The 14855-nt window shown below is 35.4% G+C and carries 10 protein-coding genes; 8 read left to right on the plus strand and 2 right to left on the minus strand.

The window, feature by feature from the left end; all coding sequences use genetic code 11:
• Window positions 1-73: 73 nt before the first annotated feature.
• From K5X82_02085 to K5X82_02120, 8 genes are all read left to right on the plus strand, one after another.
• Window positions 74-1039 carry a 3-hydroxyacyl-CoA dehydrogenase family protein gene (locus tag K5X82_02085; protein ID QZT37695.1) on the plus strand — a complete coding sequence of 322 codons (966 nt, stop codon included), beginning with the start codon at window positions 74-76 and terminating at the stop codon, window positions 1037-1039.
• Between the two features lie 35 nt (window positions 1040-1074).
• Complete coding sequence (locus K5X82_02090; GenBank protein ID QZT37696.1) at window positions 1075-2274, plus strand: acetate kinase; 1200 nt, start codon at window positions 1075-1077, stop codon at window positions 2272-2274.
• A 371-nt stretch (window positions 2275-2645) separates the two neighbouring features.
• Window positions 2646-3545, plus strand: coding sequence for a hypothetical protein (locus K5X82_02095; GenBank protein ID QZT37697.1), 900 nt, complete (start codon window positions 2646-2648; stop codon window positions 3543-3545).
• 13 nt (window positions 3546-3558) lie between these two features.
• On the plus strand, window positions 3559-4635 hold the full coding sequence (gene buk, locus K5X82_02100) for a butyrate kinase (GenBank protein ID QZT37698.1): 1077 nt from the start codon (window positions 3559-3561) through the stop codon (window positions 4633-4635).
• 583 nt (window positions 4636-5218) lie between these two features.
• Complete coding sequence (locus tag K5X82_02105) at window positions 5219-6604, plus strand: IS1380 family transposase (GenBank protein QZT37699.1); 1386 nt, start codon at window positions 5219-5221, stop codon at window positions 6602-6604.
• A gap of 940 nt (window positions 6605-7544) precedes the next feature.
• Window positions 7545-9176, plus strand: coding sequence for an ATP-binding cassette domain-containing protein (locus tag K5X82_02110; protein QZT37700.1), 1632 nt, complete (start codon window positions 7545-7547; stop codon window positions 9174-9176).
• Between the two features lie 621 nt (window positions 9177-9797).
• Window positions 9798-11003 (plus strand): hypothetical protein, encoded by a 1206-nt coding sequence (locus tag K5X82_02115; GenBank protein QZT37701.1) that lies wholly within the window; start codon window positions 9798-9800, stop codon window positions 11001-11003.
• A gap of 595 nt (window positions 11004-11598) precedes the next feature.
• On the plus strand, window positions 11599-12693 hold the full coding sequence (locus K5X82_02120; GenBank protein ID QZT37702.1) for a glycoside hydrolase family 18 protein: 1095 nt from the start codon (window positions 11599-11601) through the stop codon (window positions 12691-12693).
• A 646-nt stretch (window positions 12694-13339) separates the two neighbouring features.
• On the opposite strand, the gene thiD is transcribed toward K5X82_02120, so the two are convergent.
• Both thiD and K5X82_02130 read right to left on the minus strand, forming a co-directional pair.
• Window positions 13340-14149, minus strand: a complete 810-nt coding sequence (gene thiD / locus K5X82_02125; GenBank protein QZT37703.1) for a bifunctional hydroxymethylpyrimidine kinase/phosphomethylpyrimidine kinase — start codon at window positions 14147-14149, stop codon at window positions 13340-13342.
• Window positions 14146-14823 carry a ThiF family adenylyltransferase gene (locus K5X82_02130; protein QZT37704.1) on the minus strand — a complete coding sequence of 226 codons (678 nt, stop codon included), beginning with the start codon at window positions 14821-14823 and terminating at the stop codon, window positions 14146-14148. Before K5X82_02130 ends, thiD begins: the two co-directional genes overlap by 4 nt.
• Between the last annotated feature and the right edge of the window lie 32 nt (window positions 14824-14855).

Genomic DNA, 14855 nt, shown 5'->3' on the forward strand with positions numbered 1-14855 from the left:
AAATACAAAAAGGGAGATTTTTCTCCCTTTTCATATGTAGATAAAACTATATAAGAAATAAAGAATCGCTAAAATGACAAAGATAGTAGAACAAATAGAGGACTTTGGTCTAAGTAAAAAACACCGCTCAAAGACGTTGTTTTCTAGGATCGGTATTGTCGGATGTGGAAAGGTTGGCCAGAATATTGCACGTATTGCTGCAGTCAATGGCATTGAGGTGGTGTTTATTGAAGTCTCAATAGAGAAAATTGCGGAAGCTAAAGCACGTATTGATAGTGAATTAGACAAGCGTATCGATACTTGGGGCTTAACACCAGGAGAGAAAAAAGCGATCCTTACTCGTATTATTGGCTCAACGGATTACGCAGATCTAGCAGATTGCGATTTTGTTATTGAGGCAATTCGTGAGCAATCAGAAGGATTACGTATTGAAACAAGAAAGGACGTTTTCAAAGATATTGAAGCCAACGTTAGTAAAGAATGTATTATTGCAACAAACTCAACTACGATTGCAATTACAGAACTTGCTTCGGAACTTAATCATAAAGAGCGTTGTGTAAGTCTTCATTTCTTTATCCAATCAGCAGAAGCAAAAGTTTGTGAAGTGGTGAAGAGTCTTTATACTACAGAAGAGGTATTCCAAAGTGTGGTGACTTTTGTTCATATGCTTAACCGTAGTGTGGTTAGCGCTTCAGAATCAGCTGGACTTGTCTCTATTAGACTATTCTGTACTCTATTGAATGAGGCTTGTGAAACTTTGATGGAAGGGGTTTCTGATATTGCAGGTATCGATAAAACAATGAAAGTTGGTTTCGGTATGCGCTTTGGTCCATTTGAGTTAGCCGACATTTTGGGTATCGATAAAATCGAAAGATATATGGAGAACCTTTATGGTGAATTTGGTAAGGTAAAATATAAACCATCTCCATTAATTAAGAAGCTTTCTCGTGCGAAACGATATGGTAAAGATACTTTACATGGTTTCTATCGTTACGATGAGCAAGGAGTAATTATTAAAGATGACTACTTTAAGTCATAATTTAAGCTTTTGATTTTTAAGATAAAGAAATTATTATGAAGGTTCTAGTATTAAATTGTGGTAGCTCCTCAATAAAATATCAATTAATAAATATGAATACTGAGGCCGTTCTTGCAATCGGTCTAGTAGACAAAGTAGGAATGACTGGTTCTTACTTAAAGCATGAAAAAGAGTCTGGTGAAGAGGTAATTTTCGAAGGAGAGATCCTTGATCACTCTGCAGGTATCGAGTATGTATTAGGAGTACTTACAAGCGAAAAACATGGTTGTTTGAAAGATCTTAATGAGATCGATGCTGTAGGTCACCGTGTTGTTCATGGTGGAGAAAGATTCAACTCTTCTGTATTTATTACCGAAGAGGTGGTTAAAGAGATGCAGAAGTGTATCGATTTAGCACCGCTACACAATCCACCAAACTTAAGTGGTATTGAAGCGATCTCTTCTTTAATTCCTGATGTACCACAATGTGGTGTTTTTGACACAGCATTCCATCAAACCATGCCAGAGCACTCTTATATGTATGCGATCCCATATAAACTATATGAGAAGTATGGTATTCGTCGTTATGGTTTCCACGGAACAAGCCACCGCTATGTCTCAGAGCGTGCTTGTGAGATCCTTGGTTTGGATTACAAAAATAGTAAGTTGATTACTTGTCACCTTGGTAACGGTGGTTCACTAGCTGCAATTAAGAATGGTGAATCAATGGACACAAGTATGGGATTCACTCCTGTTGAAGGACTTATGATGGGTACTCGTTGTGGTGACCTTGATGTTGGTGCTGTGACATACATTATGGAAAAAGAGCAAATCGGTATTAAATCATTCAATACCCTTGCGAACAAACATAGTGGATTATTAGGGGTTTCGGGTGTCTCTTCTGATGGTAGAGATGTTCGTAAAGGTGTTGACGAAGGAAATGCTCGTTGTAAACTAGCCGTTGATATGTTTGACTACAGAGTGAAAAAATATATTGGTGCTTATGCTGCTGCTATGGGTGGGGTGGACGCGATTATCTTTACTGGAGGTATCGGTGAAAACGCCATGGATCATAGAGAGAGTATCTGTTCTGATTTAGAGTTCTTGGGTTGTCAAATGGACACTGAGAAGAATAAAGTTCGTGGTAAAGAGGCTGTCTTCTCTACAGATGATAGTCGTGTTAAACTTATTGTTGTTCCAACAAATGAGGAGTTAGTTATTGCGCGTGATACTATTGAAATTATTAAAAACAGATAATTTCATTTCACTATATATCCTAAAGGGGGAATACTTATTTAATTAAGTATTCCTCTTTTTTTGCTTTGAACTTTTTTATTCCCTTTATAGATACTCATTAGAACTAAAGACATAGTTGATCGTGACATATGAGAAAAATGACGATTTTTATGGTAAAAAGTTGAATCAGGCCATTCTTTAGACTTATTTCATTTTGATAGTTTAAAACAGTTTCAGACTGTAAAAGATTACATTTAAAAATAGGAGAATTATTATATTATATATTTATTTCTTAGAATGGATCTAGCTAAGAAACTGACAAAAGACCAAAGGGAGAGAAATGGCAGCTTTCCGAACCAACAAATTCTTTATATTAGGGTAAAAATTTTGATATGAAAAACACATCGTTAGATACTTTGATAGAAGTAGCACAACAAGGAGAAGTTCGTCGCCTTGTAATAATGCATGCTATGGATCATCATACCTTAGAAGCAGCTTACATTGCAAAACAAAAAAGTGTTTGTGATATTCTTCTAACAGGAGATAAGAGTGTGATCGAGGATATATGTAGTAAGCATGGATATGACTCATCGGTATTCAAAATATTTTCTACGAATTCTCTAGAGGAGTCTATCGTGACGACCGTTGGTCTACTTAAGAACAAAGAGGCTGATTTTGTAATGAAAGGAAGCTTAACGACAGATCAATATATGAGAGCTATCCTTGCCAAAGATGCTTGCCTATTTGATCGCGGATCAATTTTGTCGCATGTCAGTGCGATCTCAATACCATCTTTTGATAGACTTCTTATCGTATCTGATGTTGCTATCATACCACTACCTACGATTGAGAATAAGATCCAAATGGTGAACTATCAAAAGCAGATATTTGAACGAATTGGGATCAAAGATCCAAAGATCGGTATTATCACCCCTTCAGAAGTGGTATCTAAAAAGGTCGTATCATCCACAGATGCTGTTGAAGTGAAAGAGCATTTTAAAGATGACAACGCTGTCATTGTGGAAGGACCAATATCATTGGATTTGGCTTTAGATAAAGAGGCTGTTTTAGAGAAAGGATACAAGAGTCCTGCAGCAGGTGAGTGTAATGGCTTGATTTTTGCAAACCTAGAGGCAGGAAATGTGTTCTATAAGAGTGCCACCAAATTGATGCATGCCGAAACAGCTGCCATCGTAATGGGGGCACATATTCCGATTGTATTAACCTCTAGAGGTGATAGTGTTCAGTGTAAGATAAATTCAATAGCAATGGGAGCAATCCTCTCAAACTAATAAAATATACCTAATGAAAGAGACTAAAATTTTAGCAATCAACCCAGGGTCTACATCGACTAAAATTGCAGTATTTCAGAACAAGAAATGTATTTTCTTGAAAACTATTAGACATTCGGCAGAGGAGTTATCTCAGTATGAAACCATATATGATCAATTTCATTTCCGTAAGAAAATGATATTAAAGGAGCTCGGAACTGAAAATATTGGTCCTGGTGCTGTGAATGTTATTATTGCTCGTGGTGGAGTTACTAAACCTCTTGAATCAGGGGTTTATGAGATAAACCAAGCGATGGTGGATGACTTAAATAGTCGTGAATATGGAATGCATGCAAGTAATCTGGCTCCACTATTGGCATTTGACTTGGCATCAAAAATTCCAAATACAAAAGCTTTCATTTCAGATCCTGTAGTTACAGATGAACTCGACGCGTTGGCAAGAACAGCTGGTCATCCACTTTTTGAGAGACGTTCTATTTTTCATGCCTTGAATCAAAAGGCGGTAGCCAGAGCTTATGCAAACAGTATCTCCAAACCTTATGAGTCGTTGAATCTAATTGTAGCACATCTTGGAGGAGGTGTCTCTGTTGGTATCCATGATCATGGTTCTGTGGTAGATGTAAACAATGCTTTGGATGGCGAAGGTCCGATATCACCAGAACGTAGTGGTTCACTACCTAATGGTCAATTGGTTGATCTTTGTTTTACTGGTGATTATACACAATCTGAGATCAGAAAGATGATATGTGGTAATGGTGGTTTTGTTGCACACCTTGGAACTTCTGATGGTCTTGAAATCCAAAATAGAGCAGAAGCAGGAGATGAGAAGTGTAAGCATTTGCTAGATGTGATGGCATACCAAGTGGCTAAAACTATTGGAGAGATGGCAACAGTCGTTGCTGGTAAGGTGGATGCTATTTTGATTACTGGAGGATTAGCATACGATAAAAAGATGGTTGCTGAAATTTCACGTCGTGTTTCATTCCTAGCACCTATTAGTGTTCATCCAGGTGAGGATGAGATGGAAGCGATGTTCTCAAATGCCCAACGTCATTTAGATGGGCAAGAAGCTTTGAAAGAGTATAAGTAGATCCATTTCCATAAAAGAGATAGGCTAGCAGCTCTTTCTGTTAGCCTATTTTGTGTCAACTCTATTGGTATAAGTAATGGATCACAATTAGTGATATGGGGCCAAAATATAGTGGATCTCCATAGGTTTCCTCCGTAGTTTGTAGATACTTCAAGGATACTTCGTTGATACTTGATTCATCAAAAATGTTAAATAGATAAATATTCTATAGCGATAAGATCTTAAATTTATTTTTTATTCTACCGTCAATCTATTATCTGAGGTTATTTAGGTGAGATCTCTTCATACTACCTAATTCAGTAGATGTTTCAATACAAACAAGCGATTCCTTCTTGTGTTTAAATACAGGGGCTGTTCATAAAATAATTCATTTCCCTCTGTAATACCAATACAATGAAAGTGCTAAACATTATCTTCAGTCAAATGTAGCAATTCCAGTTACATCATGCGATCTTTCTTAAAGGAAGATTTGGCGACTTAACAAAAAAAAACGAAGAAATATTTATTTATGTTGGTGATTATCATTATCTTAAACTGTTGAAAACAAAATTATTTGATTCACTTTTAAGAAATACTCTTGATCATGTCAACGATAACAAAAATAGGTATTTCACGCTCCAAATTATCAGATCGAGCTGGACTATCACTGATTATGAATTTTATTAAAAATATTGGATTCTATTCCCTAGTATCAAACAAGTTTCTATCAAAGATCCCCTACAGTGGGTATGGTTTAACATTGGAATCATTTTTTTGTCAAATGGTCGCACATTTTATTGATGGAACTCACAGTTCAATCTGTTCCTTTGATAGAAAAAAACTCAGTGCATCATACGCACCCGTTATTGGTATTGAGAAGAATGAATTAGCCTCTAGTTTTCAAATAAAACGATTCATAGTAAAACTGTCACAACTATCAAACAGTGAACTGTCTGAGATTCTAAATGAGCTCTTTATTTGGCGATTACTACATGAAAAGCCTAAGGTTATTGTTCTTGGGGTAGACACAATGGTAATGGACAACAATTATTCAGAGAAGAAAGAAGACAATAAACCGACGTATAAAAAAGTAAAAGGTTTTCAACCTCTTCATATATCATGGGAGAACTCCCTTATAGATGTCCTATTTCGTCCTGGTAATCACCACTCTAATCATGGCAATGATTATACCGAGAGAGTAAAACATATTGTAGATTTGATTAGATCTCGTTATAGCGAATCTGTCCCTATAATCGTTTGTTCAGATAGTGGCTTTCTAGATGAAAAAGCATTCAACTTTTTTGATCAGTTGAATATCTCTTTCATTACAACAGGAAAAATGTATAAAGACATAACCTCTGAACTAGAACACATTAAACGAGGTGATTGTGAGAAATATACTAATGGAACGTTACAATGGGATCTCTATGATTTTGGCAATAAATTAAAGAGCTGGAGTAAGTTTTGGCGCTGCATCGCAACTTCATTGTCTCGAGAAGAAGATGGTCAGAGAGTATTAGATCTGTCAGGTCCTGACAATTTGATTTACACCAATATTGGAAAAAATAAAATCTCAGACGAACGATTAAAAAAAGCAGATATGAGTGATGTTTTAACTGCGAAAGGTATAGTTCAGTTATCTCACCATAGAGGTGCAGACGAATTAATTCATCGTAGCCTAAAAGAGTTGGCTACTACTGAATCATTGCCATTTAAGAAATTTAATCAGAATAAGGTCTATTACTATATTCTGGCAATGAGCCATTCACTTTTTGAGGCCTATAAGAATGACATTTCCTACGATAAAATATCGGACAAAGCATATCCAAATACATTTAGAAGAAAATTAATCGATTTTGCTGGTGAAATTGTTGAAGGAGGAAGAAATACAACTTTAAGAATCGCAAAAGAGGTACAAGAAGAATTTGATATTAAAGAATTATGGGAAAGATGTTTAAAACCTCCAGTTATATTATTTACAGCAGCTTAGTATTTGAATCTTGTATTGAAAGAAAAATTAAACCGAACGGTAATGGGAAAGGTATACCCTAAAATAAAAAGGTAGAGTTAGTATCGTAATAGAAATCTAAAATATGACTAGAATAAGACCAAAAACTTACCAGAAAACACTCTTGATTCAAAAAAAAATGAGATGGCGACATTGATTTATGCTGATAATCTATAATCGCCAAATTTAGGTTAAAGGAAGAATAGGAGGCTTGCCCCAGTGGGAATTGATGTATTCGTGAAGTATGTACGCGATGTTTATGTCTAAAATATAAGCCAGTCAGAATTTAATTTACAACACCTTATCATTATTTGAGAAAGGACTCTATATTCCGAGGTTGAATATGACTTTACTGCTGTATTACAGTTATTTCCCTTTGGCCTAATAGGGGATAAAAACGGACTTCCTACGGTATGAATACGGTGATGGTTCATAGTTGGGTCATAGTTCATTCGAAGTTCACTCATCAATTTGGTGTTTTTATCGAATCAACTTCGAATCATTATTGACTTAAAAATAACTTATCACCGTATTCAAACCGTAACATGTCCGTTTCTGAACCGTCTTTAGGTGCTGTTTAATTATAGTCAATTATTGTCTATTCTCGAGGTAATCCGATATTGACCTTAGTTCAATTTAGATGAGAATTATTGATCTTTATTCTTCTGGGAAGTGAAGATCACCCGGAAACTCTTTTAGACTTAGGTGGAGATTGATTGTAAATATAAAGAAGGTAAGTCTGGTGTCATCGTGTGTGTCTATACGACTTCAAGGTAGAGTAGTCACCGGTTGTTACCGTTTTTCATTGGAAAATGCTTTAATCAATTGAAAATACCGTTGATTTTAATATTAAGATGATTTCGTGACAAAGGTTCTTTATTTATCTTTACGGCTCGAATTTTGATTTAATAAGACATACTACATGATATCGGTAGACAATTTAGGCGTTGAATTTAGCGGAACAACGCTTTTTAGTAATATATCCTTTGTTATCAATCCTAGTGACAGGGTTGCTCTAATGGGGAAAAATGGAGCAGGTAAATCTACTCTTTTAAAAATTATTGCAGGTGCTCAAACACCTTCGAATGGAAAAGTATCTGCACCCAAAGATGCAGTGATAGGTTATCTTCCACAGCATCTATTATTAAATGACGAAAGAACCGTTTTTGAAGAGACATCTCAAGCTTATGCCGAAGTGCTGGAGATGCAGCATCGACTGGAGTTCTTAAATGGTGAATTGACAACTCGTACAGATTATGAGTCGGATGACTACTCTCTGATTATTGAAGAAGTTTCTACCCTTAGCGAGAAATTATACAGTGAGGGGGAGATTAATTTCGATGCGGAGATCGAGAAGGTGCTTATAGGATTAGGCTTCTCTCGTAATGATTTTAATCGTCCTACGAAAGAGTTTAGTGGGGGATGGAGAATGCGAATTGAATTGGCAAAATTGCTATTAAAGAATCCTGATCTGATTCTTCTCGATGAGCCTACCAACCACCTAGACATTGAGTCCGTTCAATGGTTAGAGAATTATTTGATTGAATCATCAAAAGCAGTGATGATTATTTCTCATGATAGAGCATTTGTAGATAGTATTACTACACGTACCATTGAGGTGACAATGGGGCGTATCTATGACTATAAGGTGAACTACTCGAACTATCTTCAATTGAGAGCTGAACGTCGTGAGAAACAGCTAAAAGCTTACGATGAACAGCAGAAGATGATTGATGCAAATCAAGATTTCATCGAACGATTTAAAGGAACCTATTCTAAAACCAATCAGGTTCAATCTCGTGTACGAATGTTAGAGAAATTGGTGCGAATTGAAGTAGATCAAGAGGACACCTCACGTCTTCGTGTGAAATTCCCCCCTGCACCTCGTTCTGGTGATTATCCTGTAATTGCTGATGGAATCTATAAAAGCTATGGAGAATTAAATGTCTTTGAAGATGTTTCAATGACTATTGAAAGAGGGGATAAGGTCGCTTTTCTTGGAAAGAATGGTGAAGGAAAATCGACCATGATTAAGTGTATCATGAAACAGTTGGAGCATGAAGGAACACTTCAAATTGGTCATAATGCCCAGATCGCTTATTTTGCCCAAGATGAGGCTTCACAATTGGATGAGACACAATCTGTTTTTGATACTATCGATGACGTGGCCAAAGGGGATATCCGTACAAAAATCAAGGACTATCTTGGAGCTTTCATGTTTAGTAAGGAAGATTGGGATAAGAAAGTGAAAGTGTTATCTGGTGGAGAGAGAACACGTTTGGCCATGGTGAAGCTCCTTTTGGAACCAACCAATGTGCTAATTCTCGATGAGCCTACCAACCACTTAGATCTACGTACCAAAGATATCCTTAAACAGGCATTAATAGATTTTGATGGGACCATTATCCTTGTTTCTCACGATAGAGACTTCTTAGATGGCCTTGTCGAAAAAGTCTTTGAGTTTAAAAATAAGAAAGTCAAAGAACACCTTGAAGGTATTTCCGAATTCTTAGAGCGTATTAAAGCCAACTCTATCCAAGAATACGAAAAGTAGACGATATATCTTTATCATCCTTTTAATGCATCAAGGAGAGTTCATTAGTTTGAACTCTCCTTGATGCATTAAAAGGATATGGGAATTTACAAAATATTTCTTTTACGGAATACTGCAAAAAAAGAGACTGGATATTACTCCTTGGTCTCTAGGGAAAGATTTTGAGTCTATTAAGTAAAGAGGATAAATATAAGGTGCTAGGTGTTGAATTTCTGAATAAATGATTTTAGTTAGTTGATAATTCATTGTTTATATTTGTCGCAAATATTTACGACAAATGTATTGCTTTATGGTGTGTGATAGTGTTGAAAATAAGGTTCTTGATAAAATAAAAAAAGAGAGGAGAGGTTCGCTCTTTTTTGTGTATAGTTTTTGATTAATACCTTCAATAAAATGCTTAAATAAGCTGTCATTCAATTCCTTGCAAAGCATTATATTTCTAGGTGGGGATATTAAGTTTAGATATATCACATTTAAAAATTGAATGATGAAGCCTCGATTTTAAATAAAAGATTGGGTGTTATAATTATTATTGTTGACGTTATTCAATTATAACAATTTGGAAAACGAAAAAGTGTTATAATTTAGTTTCATAATACTAACAACCAAATAAAATAATTTATGAAATTAATAATATCAGTTTTATTATTGTTCTTAACTCTACAATCCTTTGCTCAAAACGATGATCTCAGAAAGATGATACGTTTTCAGAATAAATACAAGAGCTATCAACTCGAGGATTTAAAAGAAGCTAATTATGACAGTGTTGTGATTCTTAGTATCAAAAACATGAATATAAAAAGAGTGCCGAAAGAGGTTTATAAGTTGAAGAATCTCCAGTACCTAGACCTTTCAGGAAATTGTTTGAGGAGAATTCCGAATCGAATAAAAAAGTTAGAGCGACTTAAAATACTATTTGTTAGTCAGAATAAGTTAAAACGAATTTCATGTGGAGTAACCAAACTAGATTCACTATTTATGTTTTGTGCGAATAAAAACAGAATACGATCAATATCGTCAAATATTGATCTTTTGGATCAACTTGGTACTTTTGAACTTTCAAATAATAACATAAGAAGATTACCGAGCAGTCTTTCGAATCTTGAAAACTTAACGAAATTGAGCCTAAAGAGCAATAGGTTAAATAAATTAAAGATTGATTTCTCAAGGTTGTCAAATCTTGTCTATTTAGATGTTTCGAAAAATAGATTATCTACATTACCTAAAAACATTGGTAATGCTTATTCATTGGAGGTTTGTGAGGCATGGGGGAATCAATTGACTCAGCTACCAGAATCCTTTGGTGAATTATTGTCTTTAAGTAAGTTGTTGTTACATGAAAATAAATTTGAGCTATTTCCTGTAACTGTAACAAAATTGAATAGGTTAAGAGAAGTGACATTTTTTCATAATAACATATCATACATCCCGAATGAAATAGGGGCAATGGAGTATCTTAATACATTAAACCTGTCTAAGAATAAGATCTCTACCATCCCTGATGCTTTAACTCAATTGAACTACCTTGATTTTTTGGATTTATCTGAAAATAAGTTGAAATATTTCCCTAAAGTACTTTTACGGCTTTCAGATTTAAAGTCACTGGATCTTAAGGAAAATAAGATTTCAAAAATACCATCTGATATTGACCAGATGAAGAGTCTAAGAATACTTAACCTTTCAGAAACAAATATTGATAAATTACCAGCAACACTATTCGAGATGTTAAATTTACAATACCTATATCTCGATAAAGATAATTTCCCTACTAAAGTGCAAGAAGAGATAAAGAAGAAAAAGGGAGAGGTGTATATTTATTTTAAATAAGTCACCACATCCAAAAAAAATAAAGTAATGAGAGGACTACTCAAATATAACAGCTAAGGAAAAATTGCTTCTTACTTAAAGACTAAACTACTTCTTCTGAGTTGTTTTTAATAGAAGAGCAATTGTCTATATGTCCTCGATATTTGGTTGAAAATGGCGTGACAATCATAATATACCACGGGGCTAAAGTTGGAGATAGAGCTATATTAAAAAGGAAAGAGTACACTGTAGTGGATTGAGAAATGTTATATTAAAATGCGACCAGTGATAAGATCTTATTTTTTGTTACAACGAAGGTAACAGATATGTCTCCGCTTTTTTTTGATATCTTTCAGATAGGGGAAAAGAGACAATAGAGCTGATAGACTTAAAATTAAACTTTGATTTTAAAAAAGGGATGCAAGAGTTTAAGTAAATGAAACTTTTTTCTATTGGAAAAGATAGAAGTTGGAATGTTGCTTTTGAAGTTTTTAACGATGAGACTGAAAATCAAATAAAGTCAAATATCTATAATAATTAGGGGTGTTATTGTAACGCATTAGAGGGTCTGTTTTTTTTTCATTAAATTTAGTTTGTAGAAACAATTGAATATTTAATGATGAAGAAACAGACTTTTTTATTTTTAATTGCAATGCTTATTACTACCTCATTGGTAGCCAAGAGTAAGCGCGTAATAGGGTATTATGCTGGATGGACTGGATTACCTGTGTCAGAAGTACAAGTGTCTAAATTAACACATATAAACTATGCATTTGCGAATATTGTGGATGGACAGCCTCAGTTTATGTTGAAGGAAGATCCTGCATTGATTAAAGCATTGGTCAAGAAACGTGATTTGGAAAGTCCGAGTACAAAACTGCTTTTCTCTATTGGAGGATGGGTGTGGAGTAATCACTTCTCTGATGCTGCGCTAACCAATGCATCTAGAGTGAAATTTGCCAAAGGTGCTGTTTCTGTAATGAAGGAGTATAAGTTTGATGGCATCGACTTAGATTGGGAGTATCCAGGACAGTTGGGCGAAGACAATACATATCGTGCAGAAGATAGTGCGAATTTTAATCTTCTACTGAAAACTATTAGAGAAGAGTTAGATAAGGAAGAGAAACATTATTTATTGACCATTGCAACAGGTGCTGATAAAGCTTATACGGATAATACCGACCTTGGAGAAGCACAGAAATATTTGGATTTCATTAATATTATGACCTATGATATGTATGGAGGTTTCGATCATACAACAGGGCATCATGCTAACTTATTTAAAGCTGAAGTGAAAAATGGTGCCAAAGAAATTAGTGGGGATGGAGCCATTGAACGACATCTTAAAGAAGGAGTTCCTGCGGACAAATTAGTTCTAGGTATTCCATTTTATGGTAGAAGATGGAAGAAGGTGAGCAAAGACACTGAAGATGGTCTATGGGCATCCGCCGAAGAGGTTGGTTATATTATTGCATATAAAACCATTAGAACAGAGTGTACCAAAGAAAAGGGTTATACCCAATATTGGGATAAGAAGGCAAAGGTACCATATCTGTATAATGAACAAGAAAATGTCTTTATCTCCTATGAGAATCCTAAATCGATGAGGATAAAATTGAAATATGTGAAGAGACAGAAGCTTGGTGGTGTGATGTTTTGGGAATATTCCGATGATTACAAAAACGAGCTGTTAAATACCATTTCAAAATAAGATATTATATAAATGACTTTACTCAACTATGTTATTAGTTGAGTAAAGTCAATATAAAACTGACCAATTTTTCTTTTTTCTGAATACATAAAAAGAAGAGTAGTAACATCCTCCGAATTAAGAGTTATATTTCTCCTTGTACGTCGATAAAATAATGGGGTCAGACTTACAGCCCTTCGGTGGATCATGGTGTATTTTTACAAGGCTCCAACCGATTCCTTGACCTTGCGGTCCAATGATGGTTTCCACCGGCTATATTCGGTTTCCCTTTCAGGGATTGTTGCAGAATACATAAAAATCCGTGTTTCTCAGTTTAACTTGTGTCATCGGTATTGCATCTCATCTGAATCCATGGCTATATTTCTCCCTGTATATCCACATAACTTCAACCAAGCCCCGAAAGGGGGTGACTGAAGTTAGCACTAGGATGAAATGTTTATGTTGCGCCACCGCACTGCATAGACATGAGCCTTGGATACAACACACCATTAACTTCCAAAGGCTAAAAGCCTGACCCATTTTGTTTTATATCTTATCCATTCCAGATTCAATACGACATTAGTTTGTGCCAATTCATTGGCACAAACTACGCAACCTGATATCCTCGCCTAAATTACATCAAAGGGAGGATAAATACGTACTTCTATTATTTTTGCAAATAATGATACATAGGTCCATTTTTAGAGTGCATCTTTACTTCTTTGGATTTATCAAGCAATTTATGGACATAGTTTATTCCATTTATTACGGCATTTTTTAAAGTATATCCTTTGGCTAAATAAGTTGCAATCGCAGAGGAAAGGGTACAACCCGTACCATGTGTATTGGCTGTATCTATTCGAGGGTTTTTAATGCAGAATATTTCCTCTTCCTTGGGATCATATAAAATATCAGTCAATATGCTGGAGGTTGTGTGTCCTCCTTTTAATAATACAGCACATCCATATTTCTTCCCGATATCGATGGCTACTTCTTGCCAATCTTGGTCATCATTATGTTTATGTCCCATCTCTTTTGCTTCTGGAATATTGGGGGTCAATAACGTTGCTTTAGGAAAAAGAAGTTCTTCCATGGCGTGAAAAGCATTTTCAGCTATCAAACTGTCGGAAGAAGAGGCTACCATTACAGGGTCTATAACGATAGGACAATCGATTTGTTCCAAGGCTTTTGCAACGACCTCAATAATCTCTAAATCATATAACATACCTAACTTTACGGCATGGATTGGTAGATCATTAATTATGTGATCTATTTGAGACCTTACGGTTGAAGGAGGTACCGGGTGTATGTCAAAAACACCATGACTACTTTGAGCAGTAACACAGGTAATGGCAGTCGCAGCATAAGCGCCACATGTGGTGATGGTTTTGATGTCGGCTTGTATCCCTGCTCCTCCAAAAGCATCGCTACCTGCAATAGAGAGAACGACTGGAGTGGTTGGTTGTTTTTCTATCATGATATCTCTATTTTTTCTTGTCGATATGTTCTGGTGTCTATGGTACACATATATGCCTTTGATACACTTTTATTTCGAAGATATTGAATGGCTTCCATAGCCATTGAAGAACCAACGATTCCTGCTACAGGTCCTAGTATCCCTTTACTTTTTTCCGAAGTTTTGATCTGTTCTGGAAAAATATCTTTATATCGTAAACGACTATCTGAATCTAAGCGTAACCAATATCCACTATACTCTTGTACTGCTCCATGAATAATGGGGATATTATTTCTTTCAGCAAAAAGATCAGCATCTAATCGGCAGGTATAATTATCGGGAGAGGCAATGATAAGATCTATATCTTGATCGATGATGGTGTTGGAATCAAAGGTTTCAGCTCTAGCTACCACATCAATTTCTGCGTTCATCAATATTGCTTTCTCAAGCACCTTATCTACTTTCAACTGTCCAATATCTGCCTCATGATATAGTATTTGTCTTGGAAGATTACTCTTTGTGATAATATCAGCATCAAAAATTGTTATTTGACCTATGCCTGCACCAAATAAGTACTGTAAGATAGGGCTTCCTAGACCTCCTGCACCAATAACAAGTACAGATGCTTTGACTAGTGCATCTTGATCTTTCTGTTTAAAATCACTTATTTGAAAGTGTCTATCGTAACGTTCCATAAATTATGAAGTTATACCAATTAAATCGTGAA

The sequence above is a fragment of the Prolixibacteraceae bacterium genome (genome assembly GCA_019856515.1).
Taxonomy (GTDB): domain Bacteria; phylum Bacteroidota; class Bacteroidia; order Bacteroidales; family Prolixibacteraceae; genus Halosquirtibacter; species Halosquirtibacter xylanolyticus.